Annotated in this window: 11 protein-coding genes; 5 read left to right on the top strand and 6 right to left on the bottom strand. The window is 58.4% G+C overall.

Going from position 1 to position 15691, the window contains the following annotated elements; translation table 11 throughout:
• Positions 1-70: 70 nt before the first annotated feature.
• Entirely contained in the window at positions 71-1375 is a 1305-nt protein-coding gene (locus AC6I8D_RS16980; RefSeq protein WP_312053175.1) for an MFS transporter, read from the bottom strand.
• Between the two features lie 397 nt (positions 1376-1772).
• Between AC6I8D_RS16980 and uxaC the strand changes: the two genes are divergently transcribed.
• From uxaC to AC6I8D_RS16965, 3 genes are read left to right on the top strand one after another with little or no spacing between them, the layout of a single operon-like run.
• Entirely contained in the window at positions 1773-3188 is a 1416-nt protein-coding gene (gene uxaC, locus AC6I8D_RS16975; protein ID WP_312758628.1) for a glucuronate isomerase, read from the top strand.
• Between the two features lie 2 nt (positions 3189-3190).
• A complete protein-coding gene (locus AC6I8D_RS16970) occupies positions 3191-4639 on the top strand; it encodes a tagaturonate reductase (RefSeq protein WP_312758626.1) in 1449 nt (482 codons plus the stop codon).
• Positions 4640-4643: 4 nt separating this feature from the next.
• Positions 4644-6134, top strand: a complete 1491-nt coding sequence (locus AC6I8D_RS16965; RefSeq protein ID WP_312053169.1) for a UxaA family hydrolase — start codon at positions 4644-4646, stop codon at positions 6132-6134.
• 274 nt (positions 6135-6408) lie between these two features.
• Here the strand turns inward: AC6I8D_RS16965 and sstT are convergent, their stop codons facing one another.
• The 3 genes from sstT to AC6I8D_RS16950 all read right to left on the bottom strand — a co-directional run bounded on the left by sstT (position 6409) and on the right by AC6I8D_RS16950 (position 10088).
• A complete protein-coding gene (gene sstT / locus AC6I8D_RS16960; RefSeq protein ID WP_312758624.1) occupies positions 6409-7641 on the bottom strand; it encodes a serine/threonine transporter SstT in 1233 nt (410 codons plus the stop codon).
• A gap of 235 nt (positions 7642-7876) precedes the next feature.
• Positions 7877-8845: a TerC family protein gene (locus tag AC6I8D_RS16955; RefSeq protein ID WP_312053166.1), complete on the bottom strand. Its 969-nt coding sequence runs from the start codon at positions 8843-8845 to the stop codon at positions 7877-7879.
• Between the two features lie 256 nt (positions 8846-9101).
• The gene (locus AC6I8D_RS16950) at positions 9102-10088 is read right to left on the bottom strand and encodes a Gfo/Idh/MocA family protein (RefSeq protein WP_497820514.1); all 987 of its coding nucleotides are present in this window, start codon (positions 10086-10088) and stop codon (positions 9102-9104) included.
• A gap of 146 nt (positions 10089-10234) precedes the next feature.
• Between AC6I8D_RS16950 and AC6I8D_RS16945 the strand changes: the two genes are divergently transcribed.
• Positions 10235-11923 carry a chloride channel protein gene (locus tag AC6I8D_RS16945; RefSeq protein ID WP_497820513.1) on the top strand — a complete coding sequence of 563 codons (1689 nt, stop codon included), beginning with the start codon at positions 10235-10237 and terminating at the stop codon, positions 11921-11923.
• Here AC6I8D_RS16945 and AC6I8D_RS16940 read toward each other — a convergent pair.
• Positions 11920-12423, bottom strand: coding sequence for a M48 metallopeptidase family protein (locus tag AC6I8D_RS16940; RefSeq protein ID WP_046289263.1), 504 nt, complete (start codon positions 12421-12423; stop codon positions 11920-11922). The genes AC6I8D_RS16945 and AC6I8D_RS16940 overlap by 4 nt on opposite strands.
• 83 nt (positions 12424-12506) lie before the next feature.
• Here AC6I8D_RS16940 and rlmG point away from each other — a divergent pair, with 83 nt between their 5' ends.
• On the top strand, positions 12507-13625 hold the full coding sequence (gene rlmG, locus AC6I8D_RS16935; protein WP_312758619.1) for a 23S rRNA (guanine(1835)-N(2))-methyltransferase RlmG: 1119 nt from the start codon (positions 12507-12509) through the stop codon (positions 13623-13625).
• Here rlmG and AC6I8D_RS16930 read toward each other — a convergent pair whose 3' ends face one another.
• Positions 13626-15647 carry an oxidoreductase gene (locus AC6I8D_RS16930; RefSeq protein ID WP_312758617.1) on the bottom strand — a complete coding sequence of 674 codons (2022 nt, stop codon included), beginning with the start codon at positions 15645-15647 and terminating at the stop codon, positions 13626-13628. It abuts the gene before it with no gap.
• Positions 15648-15691: the final 44 nt, after the last annotated feature.

Below are 15691 nucleotides of genomic sequence, written 5' to 3'. Positions count from 1 at the left end.
GCAAACAGAGAGTTGTTATACCACTTTGCGACGGGCGAGGAAATGGGCTGGCTTGCGCCAGCCCGGAAGACTAACTGCGGGCCACCGCGGCAGGCGGTGCGGTTACGGTAGGCGTAAGCTCCGAAACCGGTTTGTTTTTCAGCACTGTCCAGATCACCACCGCGCCCAACAGGTCGAATACCGCCAGCGCGGCAAACAGTGGGCTGAAGCCGAGCGTGTCGGCCAGCGCCCCCACCACCAGCGCAAACATGGTGCTGGCTGTCCAGGCGGCCATGCCGGTTAAGCCGTTAGCGGTCGCCACTTCATTGCGGCCGAAAACGTCAGAGGAGAGGGTAATCAGGGCGCCAGAAAGTGCCTGATGAGCAAAACCGCCGACGCACAGCAGGGCGATGGCCACGTACGGACTGGTAAACAGCCCGATAGTACCCGGCGCAATCATCAGCACCGCACCCATGGTGACCACCAGTTTACGTGAGACGATCAGATTGACGCCAAACCAGCGCTGGAACAGCGGCGGCAGATAACCGCCGAGGATGCAGCCAAAATCGGCGAACAGCATCGGCATCCAGGCGAACATCGCGATCTCTTTCAGATTGAAACCGTAAGCCTTGAACATGAACAGCGGGATCCAGGCATTGAAGGTGCCCCAGGCGGGTTCAGCCAGGAAGCGCGGCAGCGCAATCCCCCAGAACTGCCGGTTACGGATAATTTCCAGCGCCGACATTTTGCGGGTGTTGCCGGTCTGATGCTGCGCTTCCTGACCGGAAATGATGTAGTCGCGCTCTTCATCGCTGAGTTTAGTCTGCTGTTTCGGGTGCTTGTAAAACACCAGCCAGCACAGCGCCCACGCCATGCTCAGCACGCCGGTGATGATAAACGCCATCTGCCAGCTGTGGGCCATAATCGCCCACACCACCAGCGGCGGTGCCAGCATCGCCCCGATTGACGAACCGACGTTAAAATAGCCAACCGCCACCGAGCGCTCTTTAGCCGGGAACCATTCGCTGCTGGCTTTCAGACCCGCCGGGATCATCGCCGCTTCTGCCGCACCCACCGCACCGCGAGCCAGCGCAAAGCCGCCCCAGCTACCGGCCATTGCGGTGGCAGCGCAGAAGATGGCCCACAGCACGGCAAACACCGCATAACCGATTTTGGTGCCCAGCAGATCGAGCACGTAGCCCGCCACAGGCTGCATCAGCGTATAACAGGCTGAATAGGCCGCGACGATGTAGGAGTACTGCTGGGTGGTGATATGCAGTTCAGTTTGTAAGGTGGGGGCCGCCACCGCGATGGTGTTGCGGGTCAGATACCCTAACACCGTGCCGAGCGTCACCAGTCCAATCATGTACCAGCGTAACCCTTTGATTTTACGCATCCTCTACCTCTTCCAGTTCTGTATGCGGTCATGCCGCTGTTGTTATCTGGAGCGGGACAGCTCGTGATGCAGCTCTGCTCACGCCCGCAGGTCCTGTCTGAGCGACCATTAATGACCTTGCCGTTTGTGAGTCAAAACGCCCTCACGATGGAGCGAGAGCCTAACTTGTTATACAACTTTAAAAGTTGAGAGCCATCACAAAAACCCTTTCTGCGCTGTGGGATACTGGAAACCTGCGAAATGACAGCCATTTAGCACGCTACAGGCGACAAAAGTGTCCATAACCGTCGGCAGGCAACGTCGTTTATGTGAGCAGGATCGCAAATAAATCCGCAGCGCGCTGAAATTGGTATGATAACTTTGAGCCATTAGCGGTTCAGTAGATGAGGAAGTGTGTATGTCGCGTTTTATGACCGAGGATTTTTTGCTGGATAACGAGTTCGCCCGTCGCCTTTATCACGACTATGCGAAGGATCAGCCGATTTTCGACTATCACTGCCATCTGCCGCCGCAGCAGATTGCCGAAAATTATCGCTTCGCTAACCTTTACGACATCTGGCTGAAAGGCGATCACTACAAATGGCGGGCAATGCGCGCCAACGGCGTACCGGAGGCGTTGTGTACCGGCGACGCCAGCGATCGTGAAAAGTTTGACGCCTGGGCGCGTACCGTGCCGCATACCATCGGCAACCCGCTTTATCACTGGACCCATCTGGAATTACGCCGGCCTTTCGGAATTACCGATACGCTGCTGTCGGAAAAGACCGCGGATAACATCTGGCATCGCTGCAACGAACTGCTGGCGCAGGACAGCTTTACCACCCGCGGCATCATGCAGCAGATGAAGGTGAAAATGGTCGGCACCACCGACGATCCGCTGGACGATCTGCGTCATCATCACGCACTGGCGCAGGACAGCAGCTTTGCCGTCAAAGTGCTGCCGAGCTGGCGACCGGACAAAGCATTCAATATTGAAGCGGAAACCTTCCTGCCGTGGATTGAGACGCTGGAGCAGCTGACCGACATCAGCGTGCAGCGTTTTGACGATCTGCGCAGCGCGCTCTATCAGCGGCTGGATCATTTTGCGGCGCACGGCTGTAAAGTTTCCGATCACGCGCTGGACGTGGTCTGTTATGCCGAAGCGGATGACGCCACGCTGGATGGAATTCTGGCGCGCCGCCGCAGCGGCACGGCACCCAATCCGCAGGAGACCGCCCAGTTCAAAACCGCAGTGCTGGTGTGGCTGGGCAGTGAATATGCCCGCCGCGGCTGGGTGCAGCAGTATCACATTGGCGCGTTACGCAACACCAACCCGCGTCAGTATCAGCTGTTAGGGCCGGATGTGGGCTTCGACTCGATTAACGATCAGCCGCTGGCTGAACCGCTTGCCCGGCTGCTGGGGGCGCAGAATCTGAATAATGCGCTGCCAAAAACCATTCTCTACTGCCTTAATCCGCGCGACAACGAAGTGCTGGCGACCATGGCCGGCAACTTCCAGGGTGAAGGCCTGGCGGGCAAGATGCAATTTGGTTCCGCCTGGTGGTTCAACGATCAGCTGGATGGCATGCAGCGCCAGATGACCCAGCTGGCGCAGATTGGTTTGCTGAGTCGCTTTGTCGGGATGCTGACCGACAGCCGCAGCTTCCTCTCTTACACCCGCCACGAATATTTCCGTCGTCTGCTGTGCCAGATGATCGGTCGCTGGGTAGAGCAGGGCGAAGCGCCAGCGGATGAAGCGCTGTTAGGCGAGATGGTGCAAAACATCTGCTTCAACAATGCCCGCGATTACTTCGGCATTGAGCTGGGAGCTTAACGATGAAAAGGCTCAATCGGCACGACTTCCCGGGTGCGGTTTATCGCGATCGGGTGATCCAGTTCGGTGAAGGAAACTTTCTGCGGGCGTTTATCGACTGGCAGATTGACTGGCTTAACCAGCACCAGGGCACCGATGCCGGGATCGTGGTGGTGCGGCCGCGTAACCGTGAGGTCAGCGACAGCCTGAATCAGCAGGGCGGGCTTTACACTACGCTGATTCGCGGCCTGAACGATCGGGGCGAGTCAGTGAGCGAAACCCGGCTGATTCGCAGCCTGAACCGCGAGATTCAGCCTTATCAGCAGTTCGATGATTTTATGGCGCTGGCGCACAACCCCGATTTGCGCATGGTGTTTTCGAATACTACCGAGGCAGGGATCGCTTTTGACGGCCGCGATCGGCTCACCGACCAGCCTGCCAGCAGCTTCCCTGGTAAGCTGACCCAGCTGCTGTGGGCGCGCTTTTGCCACTTTGAGGGCGCCAGCGATAAAGGCTGGCTGGTGGTGCCGTGCGAACTGATTGACCACAACGGCGATACGCTGCGCGATCTGGTGCTGCGCTACGCTGAGCACTGGCAGCTGCCCGCCGAATTTAACCGCTGGATCAACCAGCATTGCGCCTTCTATAACACGCTGGTGGATCGCATCGTCACCGGCTTTCCGGCCGAAAGCGCGCAGATTGAGGCGGAGCTGGGCTATGAAGATCGCTATCTGGTGGCGGGCGAAGTCTACTACCAGTTTGTTATTCAGGGGCCGTCGGCGCTGTTTAGCGAGCTGAAGCTGGACGCGCTGGCACCCCAGGTGCGACACGTCGATGACATTGCGCCGTACAAAGCGCAGAAGGTGGCGATCCTCAACGGCGCGCACACCGCGATGGTGCCGGTGGCCTTTCTTGCCGGGCTGGAGAGCGTGGGCGAGGCGATGGACGATCCGGCGATTGCCGGCTTCGTGGACGCGCTGCTGCGCGACGAGGTCATTCCGACGCTCGACCTGCCCGCGAACGAACTGCACGCCTTTGCCGACGCGGTACAGCGTCGCTTCCGCAATCCGTTTATTCGCCATGCGCTGTTGTCGATTGCGCTGAACGGCATGACCAAATTCCGCACCCGCCTGCTGACGCCGCTGCTGGCTGCGCAGCAGCAGAACGGCGAGTGGCCGACTCGCATCACCTTTGCCCTGGCGGCGCTGATCGCTTTTTATCGCGGCGAATCAGCCGGGAAAAGCTGGCCGTTGCAGGATGATGCACACTGGCTGCAGCGCTACGCCGAAGGCTGGACGGCGCTACAGGCCGATCAGCTTTCGCCAGAGCAACTGGTGCGCAGCATCCTGAGTGATGCGCAGCACTGGGGCGAAGATTTAACCCAGCGGCCCGATCTGGTGGCTGTGGTGACCCGACACCTGCAAAACATCATCGCCCACGGCATGCGTGAGGCGCTGAGTCAACTGAGATAACGCTATGCAAGACGCAATTAAAATACATTCCCGCGACAACGTCGCCGTGGCGTTGCGTGACTTAGACGCCGGCGTCACCACAGAACTCCCGGCGCATTCAGTGGCGCTGCAACAGGCTATCGGGCGCGGGCATAAGTTTGCCCTGCAGCCGATCGCCAAAGGCGAACTGGTGATCAAATATGGTCTGCCGATCGCCCACGCCACCCAGCCGATTGCTGCCGGAGAGCTGATCCATTCACAGAACGCCCGCACCAACCTCAGCGATCTGGATCACTATCAGTATCAGCCCGACTTCGTGGCCATTCCGCCACAGCCGGGCGATCGTGAGGTGCAGATCTACCGTCGCCCTAACGGTGAAGTCGGTATTCGCAATGAATTGTGGATCCTGCCAACCGTCGGCTGCGTTAACGGCATCGCCCGGCAGATCCTGCAACGTTTCCTGAAAGAGACGCAGCAGGCGGAAGATATTGATGGCGTCTTCCTGTTCAGCCACACCTTTGGCTGCTCTCAGCTCGGTCAGGATCACGAAAACACCCGCACCATGCTGCAAAATATGGTGCGTCATCCGAATGCGGGTGCGGTGCTGGTGATTGGTCTGGGCTGCGAAAATAATCAGGTTGATACCTTCCGTGACACCCTCGGCGCGTTTGAAAGCGACCGGGTGGAGTTTATGGTCTGTCAGCAGCACGACGATGAAGTGGAAGCCGGGGTGGAACGGCTGCATGCGCTGTATGAAAAAATGCGGCATGACCAGCGTCAGCCCGGCAAGCTCAGTGAGCTGAAATTTGGTCTCGAGTGCGGCGGCTCGGATGGCTTTTCCGGTATTACCGCCAACCCGCTGCTGGGTCGCTTCTCTGACCAGATGATCGCCAATGGCGGCACCACCGTGCTGACCGAGGTGCCGGAGATGTTTGGTGCCGAACGCATTCTGATGAGCCGCTGCCGTGATGAAGCGATCTTCGGCAAAACGGTGGCGATGATTAATGACTTCAAGCAGTACTTTATCGATCATCATCAGCCGATCTACGAGAATCCATCGCCAGGCAACAAAGCGGGCGGCATCACCACGCTGGAAGAGAAGTCGCTCGGCTGCACCCAGAAAGCCGGACAAAGCCAGGTGGTGGATGTGCTGAAGTATGGCGAACGGTTAAAAACGCCAGGCCTCAACCTGCTGAGCGCGCCGGGCAACGATGCGGTGGCAACCAGCGCGCTGGCGGGTGCCGGCTGTCACATGGTGCTGTTCAGTACCGGCCGCGGCACGCCGTATGGCGGTTTTGTCCCGACGGTGAAGCTGGCGACCAACACGCCGCTGGCCGGGAAAAAGCCACACTGGATCGATTTTGATGCCGGACGGCTGATTGATGGCATGAGCATGGATCAAATGCTGGAAGATTTCGTGGATACCATTGTGGCGATTGCCAATGGCAAACAGACCAACAACGAAAAGAATGATTTCCGTGAACTGGCGATCTTCAAAAGTGGAGTGACGTTGTAAAAATAAAGTGCGGGTCGTTTAAGATCGTTGAAAAAGTCCGGCTCCGTGGCGCTGAGACTGAGCTTGCGCAGGGAACACGGTCAGATCGCAAAGGCCGTCATCCATGACCCGCCCGGCCCGCGCGATTACGCACCTCATCCCTGAGGTGCGCCCGTAGCCGGGCCAACGCCTGGCGTGGTTCAAAAACGCGCCCGGCGTTTTTATCCGGACGGCGGGACGCTTTGCTTTTCGGACTCTGCCACCCGCTCTTTGAGCTGGTGAGCTATCAGAAAGATTAAGCCCGGCTGGTTTCGCGTTCGGCTTCAGCCTGACAGACCGCGGCGGTAAACAGGATGTCGGTTGAGGAGTTCAGTGCGGTTTCCGCCGAGTCCTGCAATACCCCAATAATGAAGCCGACCGCCACTACCTGCATCGCCAGATCGTTGGGGATGCCAAACATATTACAGGCCACCGGGATCAGCAGCAGCGAACCGCCCGCCACGCCGGACGCGCCACAGGCACATAGCGAGGCGACCAGGCTGAGCAGAATCGCGGATGGGACGTCAATGCTGATACCCAGCGTATGCACCGCCGCCAGCGTCAGGACCGTAATGGTGATTGATGCGCCCGCCATACTGATAGTCGCGCCCAGCGGAATAGAAACCGAGTAGGTGTCCTCATCCAGTCCCAGACGTTTCGCCAGCGCCATATTCACCGGAATATTGGCGGCTGAACTGCGGGTGAAGAAGGCGGTGACGCCGCTTTCGCGCAGGCAGGTAAACACCAGCGGATACGGGTTACGACGAATTTTAGAGAACACCAGCAGCGGATTAACCACCAGCGCCATCAGCAACATGCAGCCGATTAACAGCGTCAGCAGATGGGCGTATTGCCACAGTGCGCCAAAACCGGTAGAGGCGAGAATCGATGCCACCAGACCGAAAATACCGATCGGCGCACAGCGGATAACGCATCGTACCAGCCAGGTCACCGCGTGAGAGGCATCATTCAGTAAGTTGCGGGTGGTGTCGCTGCTGTGACGAAAAGCCAGCCCGAGGCCAATCGCCCAGACCAGAATGCCGATGTAGTTGGCGTTCATCAGCGCGGTGATCGGGTTCGCCACCATGCTCATCAGCAAACCGCGTAACACTTCGGTGATGCCGGAAGGCGGGGTGATTTCGGTGCTGCCGACCGCCAGCGTCAGCGTCTGTGGCACCAGATGGCTGAACACCACGGCCACCACGGCGGCGAAAAAGGTACTCAGCAGATAGAGCATGATAATCGGCCGGATATTGCTTTTCTGGCCCTGCTGGTGGTTAGCGATCGAGGCGATTACCAGCATCAGTACCAGCAACGGGGCCACCGCTTTCAGCGCACTGACAAACAGTTCGCCCAGCAGTCCAACGGCCAGTGCCGCATCGCGAGAAATCCAGGCAAGCGCCACACCGGCAGCCAGCCCAATCATGATTTGCTTCACCAGGCTGCCTGCGAACAGTGCGCCCAGACGTGAGGAGAGAGTTTTCTGCATAGTGTTTTCTATATTTTGTCGCGGATGTAGTTTTAGCGGCGATGTTTTGCATCGGCTAAAGCGGTTTGCCCGGCGGAGTATAAGGAAAAGATCGGATGAGAAAAGAGATAATTCTGCCAGTGTGGCCGCTGTCGGATTTTTATTATGCTGGATATGGGAAGTGTGACAGAGGTATGAAATGTCGCTGCACGCAGCTGCAAAATAAAACAGGGGCATCCGCTGCCCCTGTAGGTAATTATGGTGTCAGCTTTTTCTGGTCTCTTTTGCGGTTAACCCAGGCATTAATCAGCAGCGTTGACGCCAGGATCAGGCCGACCACGCTGAGGGAGATACCAACCGGAATATGGTAGAGATCGACAATCAGCATCTTAAAGCCGATGAACACCAGCACGATCGCCAGGCCATATTTCAGCATCGAGAAGCGCTCGGCCACGTTCGCCAGCAGGAAGTACATGGCGCGCAAACCGAGAATCGCGAACAGGTTTGATGTCAGCACGATAAACGGATCGGTGGTCACCGCGAAGATGGCAGGAATACTGTCGACGGCGAAGATAACGTCGCTCAGCTCCACCATAATCAGCACCAGCAGCAGCGGTGTCGCAAACAGCACGCCATTTTTACGGGTGAAGAACTTCTCGCCTTCAAGCGCGTCGGTCATGCGCAAATGTTTACGCAGCCAGCGCACCACCGGCTTGTCGCCGACCGCATGATCGTCCTCTTTTGCCAGCGCCATTTTAACACCGGTAAACAGCAGGAACGCCCCGAAGACATAGAGGATCCAGCTAAACTGCGTTACCAGCCAGCTGCCCGCGAAGATCATGATGGTACGCAGCACGATGGCACCTAATACCCCGTAGATCAATACGCGACGCTGCAGGTTCGCCGGAATCGAGAAGTAGCTGAACAGCATCAGCCAGACGAAGACATTGTCCACCGCCAGCGCTTTTTCCAGCACGTAACCGGTCAAAAAGGCGAGGGTCTGGGTGTTGGCGACTTCACGGCCGGCGCTGCCTTCCAGATACCACCAGAACGCGGCGCTGAACAGCAGTGAAACTGACACCCAGATTAACGACCAGACGGCCGCCTGTTTAAACGTCATGGTCTGCGCGCCGCGGCGTCCCTGCAACAGCAGGTCGATGGCCAGCATGATCAGCACCACAACCGCAAAGCTGCCCCAGAGTAATGGCGTACCCACAGTTTGCATATTCGTATCCTGTCTGAAAAATAAAAAAAACGGCTGAAGTCAGAAGACGTCAGCCGCTTATTTTTGGTGTAAGCAAACCTCGCCTTCCGGCAAGGTCTCACTTACAACACAGAATAGATTCCGGGTTGCCTGATGACCGGATGCTTACGCAACGTAGTGACGATCGATCAGCTTACAAGTTACTCCCCTTTGCAGGAGCGTAAGTTACGGCTTAGCCGAACAGGAATCAATCGTTGTTGTTAATATTTAGAAATATTTACACTGCTGGCCGATCGGCCGGAAAAATCACCCCGGTCTGGCGGCGAATTTCGGTCAGCAGCGCGGCGGTAATACGTGAAACCTCCAGTGCCGGATGGTCCACCTGGCGCTGTTCAACCAGCCGGACAAAGGTTTCGGCTTCATACAGCATGGTATTGATATGCTGCGGCTGGCTTAGCGCCTGCTTTTCCGCACCGCGCGGAATAAAGGTCAGCTTCTGACACTCGGAGAGTTTCTCAATCACCAGCGTGCCCGCTTCGCCCTGAATTTCACTCGGAAGTGAGGAATCACTCACCTTAGAGTGCAGGATCGTCACGTCAAAATCGCCGTAGCTCAGCACCACGACGCCGTGCGCATCCACGCCGCTTTCCAGCAGGGTGGCGCTGGCCTGCACCCGCTGCGGTGCGCCCCACAGCGCCACCGCCGACGCCAGGCAATAATAGCCAATGTCCATAATCGAACCGTTAGACCAGCGCGGATCAAAGGTGTTGGGGTTTTCACCGTTGAGATAGCGCGGATAACGTGAGGAGTACTGGCAGTAGCTCAGCAACGCTTTACGCAGCCTGCCGACCTCAGGCAGCGCCTGTTGCAGCCGCAGGAAGTTAGGCAGGCTGGCGGTTTTAAAGGCCTCAAACAGCACCACCTGATGCTGGCGGGCGCAGGCGATCATCGCCTCCACTTCCTGCAGATTAGAGGCCAGCGGTTTCTCACAAATCACATGCTTGCCGTGCGATAAAAACAGCAGCGCCTGCTGACAATGCAGGGCATTAGGGCTGGCAAGATAGACCGCATCAATCTGCGGGCTGGCGGCCAGCGCCTCCAGCGAGGTAAAGGTCTGCTGGCAGGGATAATCGTGGCTAAACGCCTCGGCCTGCTGCTGACTGCGTGAATAGACCGCACACAGTTTCATCGCCCCGGTTTCATGGGCGGCATCAATAAACTGGCGTGTAATCCAATTTGTTCCCACAATGGCAAAACGAATCACGTCATCTCTCCGGCAGTAGTAAAGCGGCAGAGTAACATCTCTCCGGCCGGGTGCAATGGGTCCAGCCGGGCAGGCATTGATCCTGCGATCCGCATTCCAATAATATGATGGCGCGATGATTTTCAGGGACAAACCAGGGAGCGCAGGTGAAAGCAAGCAAGCACGCATTAAACTGGACCACCGTACTGATTGCCATTCCGGTCGGATGCGCGGCCTCGCTGGTGACGCTGGCGTTTCGTGGCGTTATCGAACTGATTAATCATCTGCTGTTCGCCAGCGGCGGCGAAATCACCGAATCGGTACACCTCTGGCCGTGGATTTTCTGGCCGCTGCTGGTGGGCGGCGGCGGGGTGCTGGCGGGTTATTTTCTGCGCTACGCGGTCGCCATTGAGCAGCAGCAGACGGTTAAAACCGACTATCTTGAGGTGATAAATGCCCGTCTCGATGCGGTTCCGACCAAAACCTCGCTTTTTCGCGCCTTATCTTCGATTGCCAGTATCGGTAGCGGCGCGTCGATAGGGAAAGAGGGGCCGATGGTGCAGCTGTCGGCGCTGTGCGGCAGCGCGATTGGCCGGCTGTTACCGGCGTCGCTTAACCTGAAAAACAGTGACGTGGTGGCGATGGCAGCGGCCGCGGGTCTGTCGTCGGTCTATCACGCGCCGCTGGCGTCAGCGATTTTTGTGGCGGAGATTGCCTTTGGCATTTCAGCGTTGCAGCGGCTGATACCGCTGATCATCGCCTCGGCGGTGGCGGTGATGACCATGTGGTCGCTGGGTTTTCGCAGTGCGCTTTATCCGCTGGCAGAAGCCAGTTTCCAGATGGATCTCAGCAGCCTGCTGATGACGGTGGTGATTGGTCTGGTTGCTGGCCTGGCCGGCTGGCTGCTGATTAAGCTGATTGCCCGCAGCAAGCGGCTATTCAGCCGGGTGGCGTCGCTGCCGCTGCGGCTCGGCGCGGGTGGCGTCGCGGTCGGTTTACTGGCGCTGATTTCCACCGATATTCTCGGTAACGGCTACGAAGTGATCGTTAAGGTGATGGCGGGCCACTATCTGCTGCCAGGCCTGCTGCTGTTGCTGTTGCTGAAAACGCTCGCCACCAGCCTGTCGGTGGGATCGAATGCGGTCGGCGGCCTGTTTACCCCGTCGTTGCTGATTGGTGCGCTGCTGGGGGTAATTATCGCCAGCGGCGGCGCAGCACTGCATTTGCCGCTCGGCAACGTGCTGCTCTATGCCGCGATTGGCATGGCGGCGGTGCTGGCCGCCGTCAGTCAGGCTCCGTTAATGGCGATGCTGATGGTGCTGGAGATGACGCTCAATAGCAGCCTGCTGTTCCCGCTGATGATCGCCTCGGTGCTGGCGTCGATGGTGGTCTACCGGCTGCAATCGACCAGCACCTACCCGGTAGTGAGTCATCACTTCAACCGGTCCGAAGCCAAATACGATTTCGATAATATGCGCATCGCTGAGCTGATCATTGCCGGTGCGGCGTTGCAGCCCCATGAGTCGGTCGGCCAGGCGCTGGCGGTCAGTTCGCTGAAGCGGGAACGCTACGTCTATGTGATCAATGAAAACGGGGCGTTTCTGGGCGTGGTGTCGATCCATGAGATTTCACGGCGGGTGCTGGCGCAGGAGATCACGCTCGACTCACCGGTGCAGTGCGTGATGGATGACGAGTTTCCGGTGGTTTATCAGAATCAGAGTATGCGTGAGGGCTGGGAAGCGTTTGCGGCGGTGACGCTGGAGCGGTTGCCGGTGCTGAACAATCCGCAGGAACGGCGCTTTCTTGGGGCGCTGACTAAAACCAGCCTGATCCAGAAAGCGCAGGAGTTTCTTTAAGCCGCGTTGCCGCGCATCGCCTGATCGGTCATCCACAGGCGGGCATCAAATTCGAGCTGGTGGTAATCCGGCTCCATATGGCAGCAGAGCTGGTAGAACGCTTTGTCGTGATCCTTTTCTTTCAGGTGCGCCAGCTCATGCACCACGATCATCCGCAGAAAGGGTTCCGGCGCGAGGCGGAAAAAGGTCGAAATACGAATTTCGGCCTTGGCCTTCAGGTTGCCGCCCTGCACCCGCGAAATGGCGGTATGCAAACCCAGCGCATGTTTCATTACCTTAATCTTGTTATCCCAGATCACTTTACTGATCGGTGGCGCGTTGCGCATGTAGCGGTTTTTTAGCGCCAGCGTGTAGTCATACAGCGCTTTATCACTCATCACGTCGTGCGTGTCGGGATAACGTTGCTGCAGAAACGCGCCTAAACGCTGATGAGTGATCAACGTCTGCACCTGCTCAAGAATGGGGGCAGGATAACCCTGCAGGTAGATCAGTGAGGACATTAGGGATTCCCGACGAAAGACAGTATACTGCGCCCCCGTTTTTGGGGCGAAAATCAATCAAAGTGTACCACGCCGGAGAATTCATGAGCCAACTTGAACTGAACGATCGCACACTGATCCTGCATCGTTTCCCGCAGATGCGTGACGAAAGTCCATTACAAGCCTGGGATGCGGCTGATGAATATCTGTTGCAGCAGACGCTGCCCGATGGCCCGGTGCTGGTGGTTAACGACAGCTTTGGTGCGTTAACCTGCGCGCTCAATCCGCGTACCGTCTGGCACGTCAGCGACTCCTGGCTGAGCCAGCAGGCGACACGTCAGAACCTGGCGTTAAACGCGCTGGATGACGGCGAGGTCCATTTCCTCGATAGCCTGGCTGCGCTGCCAGCCGCTCCGGCCGCGGTGCTGATCAAGGTGCCGAAAACGCTGGCGCTGCTGGAACATCAATTGCGCGCGATCCGTCAGGTGGCGACGCCAGAGACGGTAATCCTGGCCGCGGCGCGTGCCAAAGAGATCCATAATTCGACGCTGCAGCTGTTTGAACAGGTTATCGGTGAAACCCGCACTTCGCTGGCGTGGAAAAAAGCGCGGCTGATTTACAGCCAGTTCACCCAGCCCGCGCTGCGTGACGCAGAGCCAACGCTGGTCTGGCCGCTGGATGGCACCCCTTATCAGATTCACAACTACGCCAACGTGTTCTCACGTGCGTCGCTGGATATCGGGGCGCGACTGTTTGTGCAGCATCTGCCGGAAAATATTGAGGGCGAGATTGTCGATCTCGGCTGTGGCAACGGCGTGGTAGGGCTGGTGGCGCTGGAGCAGAACCCGCTGGCCGAGGTGCATTTCCTTGATGAGTCCTACATGGCGGTCGCCTCCAGCCAGCGTAACGTGGAAGTTAACCGGCCTGAGGATTTAACCCGCTGCCAGTTCCGCGTCAATAACGTGCTGAGTGGCTATCCTTCCGATCGTCTGCACGCGGTGCTGTGCAACCCGCCATTCCATCAGCAGCATGCGGTTACCGATCATCTGGCGTGGCAGATGTTCCGCGATGCAAAACGCTGCCTGCAATATGGCGGCGAGTTGCGCATTGTCGGCAACCGCCACCTCGATTATCACCACAAACTGAAAAAGCTGTTTGGCAACTGCACGCTGGTCGCCTCGAACCAGAAGTTCGTGGTGCTGCGTGCGGTGAAAATGCGCTAATCAGATGCTGAGCGCCAGCTGCGTCGCCTGCGCGATGGCGCGGCGCGCATCCAGTTCCTGCGCCACATCCGCCCCGCCAATCAGCGTGACCGTTTGACCTCTTGCCCGCAGCGCAGCTTCCAGTTCGCGCTGCGGTTCCTGCCCGGCGCAGATAATCACGTTATCGACCGCTAACAGCAGCGTTTCGCCGTCGCGTTTCAGATGCAGTCCGGCATCATCAATCGCCAGATACTCTACGCCGCCCCACATCTGCACGCCGCGCGCCTGCAGGCTGGTGCGATGGATCCAGCCGGTGGTTTTAGCCAGCGATGCGCCCGGTTTACCGGCCCGGCGCTGCAACAGCCAGATCTGTCGGGCAGCGGCAGGCGGCTGCGGCGTTATCAGGCCGCCACGCTGGCTCAGGCTGCGATCGATGCCCCATTCGCTGTAGAACGCGGCCAGCTCATCCTGATGCGGCGGCTGGGACAGATATTCCGCAGTATCAAAACCAATTCCACCCGCGCCAATAATCGCGACGCGCGCGCCAACCGGGCGTTTGTCGCGTAATACCTCAAGGTAGCTCAGCACGCAGGGATGGTCGATGCCGGGAATTGCCGGGGTGCGCGGCTGAATGCCGGTCGCCAGGATCACTTCATCGGCGGCGCTGAGCTGGTCAGCCTCGACCCGGCAACCGGTGATGACCTTTACGCCCGCCGCCGCCAGCTGATGGCGGAAATAGCGCAGCGTTTCGCTGAACTCCGCTTTACCGGGGATCTGCCGGGCAATATTGAACTGGCCGCCAATGTCGGGCGCGGCATCGTAAAGCGTCACCTGATGGCCACGCTGCGCCGCCTGCAGCGCAAACGCCATCCCGGCGGGACCGGCTCCGACCACCGCCAGACGGCGTGACGCGGTGGTGGCGACCACCGGCATCAGTGACTCATGGCAGGCGCGAGGATTGACCAGGCATGAGGTGATCTTGCCGGCAAAAACCTGGTCGAGGCAGGCCTGATTACAGGCAATACAGGTATTGATGCTGTTATCGTCACCACGCTGCGCTTTACTGACAAAGGCGGCATCGGCCAGAAAAGGGCGCGCCATCGACACCATATCGGCGCAGCCTGACTGCAACAGCTGCTCGGCGACGGCGGGATGATTAATACGGTTAGTGGCGATCACCGGCACCTTTACCTGCTCACGCAGGCGCTGCGTCACCCAGGCAAACGCCGCACGCGGCACGCAGGTGGCGATGGTCGGAATGCGCGCCTCATGCCAGCCAATGCCGGTGTTGAACAGCGTCACGCCACACTGCTCCAGCTCGGCCGCCAGCTGCAACGTCTCTTCCAGCGTGCTGCCGTCCTTGATCAGATCCAGCATCGACAGGCGGAAAATAATGATAAAGGCCTCACCCGTGGCGGCACGGACCGCGCGGGTGATCGCCAGGGCGAACTGCATACGCTGGCTGAAGTCACCGCCCCAGCGATCGGTGCGCTGATTGGTATGCTTAACCAGAAACTGGTTAATCAGGTAGCCTTCCGATCCCATGATCTCTACGCCATCGTAACCTGCCTGCTGCGCCAGTCGGGCGCAGCGGGCAAAATCCGCAATGGTCTGTTCGATGTCGGCATCGCTCATCGCCTGAGGCGTAAAAGGATTAATCGGCGCCTGGCAAGCTGAGGGTGCGACCAGATCCGGTTGGTAGCTGTAACGACCGGTGTGCAGGATCTGCAGCGCGATTTTACTCTGATGCTGGTGCACGGCGGCGGTAATCGGCCGGTGCCAGTCACACTGTGACGCATCGGTGAGCATTGCGCCGTGTGCGGTTGTCACCCCTTGTGGGTTCGGAGCGATGCCGCCGGTGACGATCAGCGCCACCCCTTCACGCGCCCGTTCGCCATAGAACGCGGCCAGCCGCGCCGCACCCTGCGGATGTTCCTCCAGTCCGGTGTGCATCGACCCCATCAGAAAACGGTTTTTAAGTTGGGTAAAGCCAAGGTCCAGCGGCGTAAACAGCGCGGGATAGTGTGGATTGAGCTGGGTCATAATCACTCACTGCGAAGTGGTCGGATGAGTCAACTCTAGCGGCT

Source organism: Pantoea sp. X-Soil-MYKO-1785 (genome assembly GCF_059730675.1).
Note: the sequence above shows the minus strand (reverse complement) of the source record. Positions and strands in the feature narration are given on the sequence as shown.

Excerpts from the sequence above, each read along its gene's own strand:
- AC6I8D_RS16980 (WP_312053175.1), bottom strand. The coding sequence starts at position 1,375 with ATGCGTAAAATCAAAGGGTTACGCTGGTACATGATTGGACTGGTGACG.
- uxaC (WP_312758628.1), top strand. The coding sequence starts at position 1,773 with ATGTCGCGTTTTATGACCGAGGATTTTTTGCTGGATAACGAGTTCGCC.
- AC6I8D_RS16970 (WP_312758626.1), top strand. The coding sequence starts at position 3,191 with ATGAAAAGGCTCAATCGGCACGACTTCCCGGGTGCGGTTTATCGCGAT.
- AC6I8D_RS16965 (WP_312053169.1), top strand. The coding sequence starts at position 4,644 with ATGCAAGACGCAATTAAAATACATTCCCGCGACAACGTCGCCGTGGCG.
- sstT (WP_312758624.1), bottom strand. The coding sequence starts at position 7,641 with ATGCAGAAAACTCTCTCCTCACGTCTGGGCGCACTGTTCGCAGGCAGC.
- AC6I8D_RS16955 (WP_312053166.1), bottom strand. The coding sequence starts at position 8,845 with ATGCAAACTGTGGGTACGCCATTACTCTGGGGCAGCTTTGCGGTTGTG.
- AC6I8D_RS16940 (WP_046289263.1), bottom strand. The coding sequence starts at position 12,423 with ATGTCCTCACTGATCTACCTGCAGGGTTATCCTGCCCCCATTCTTGAG.
- rlmG (WP_312758619.1), top strand. The coding sequence starts at position 12,507 with ATGAGCCAACTTGAACTGAACGATCGCACACTGATCCTGCATCGTTTC.
- AC6I8D_RS16930 (WP_312758617.1), bottom strand. The coding sequence starts at position 15,647 with ATGACCCAGCTCAATCCACACTATCCCGCGCTGTTTACGCCGCTGGAC.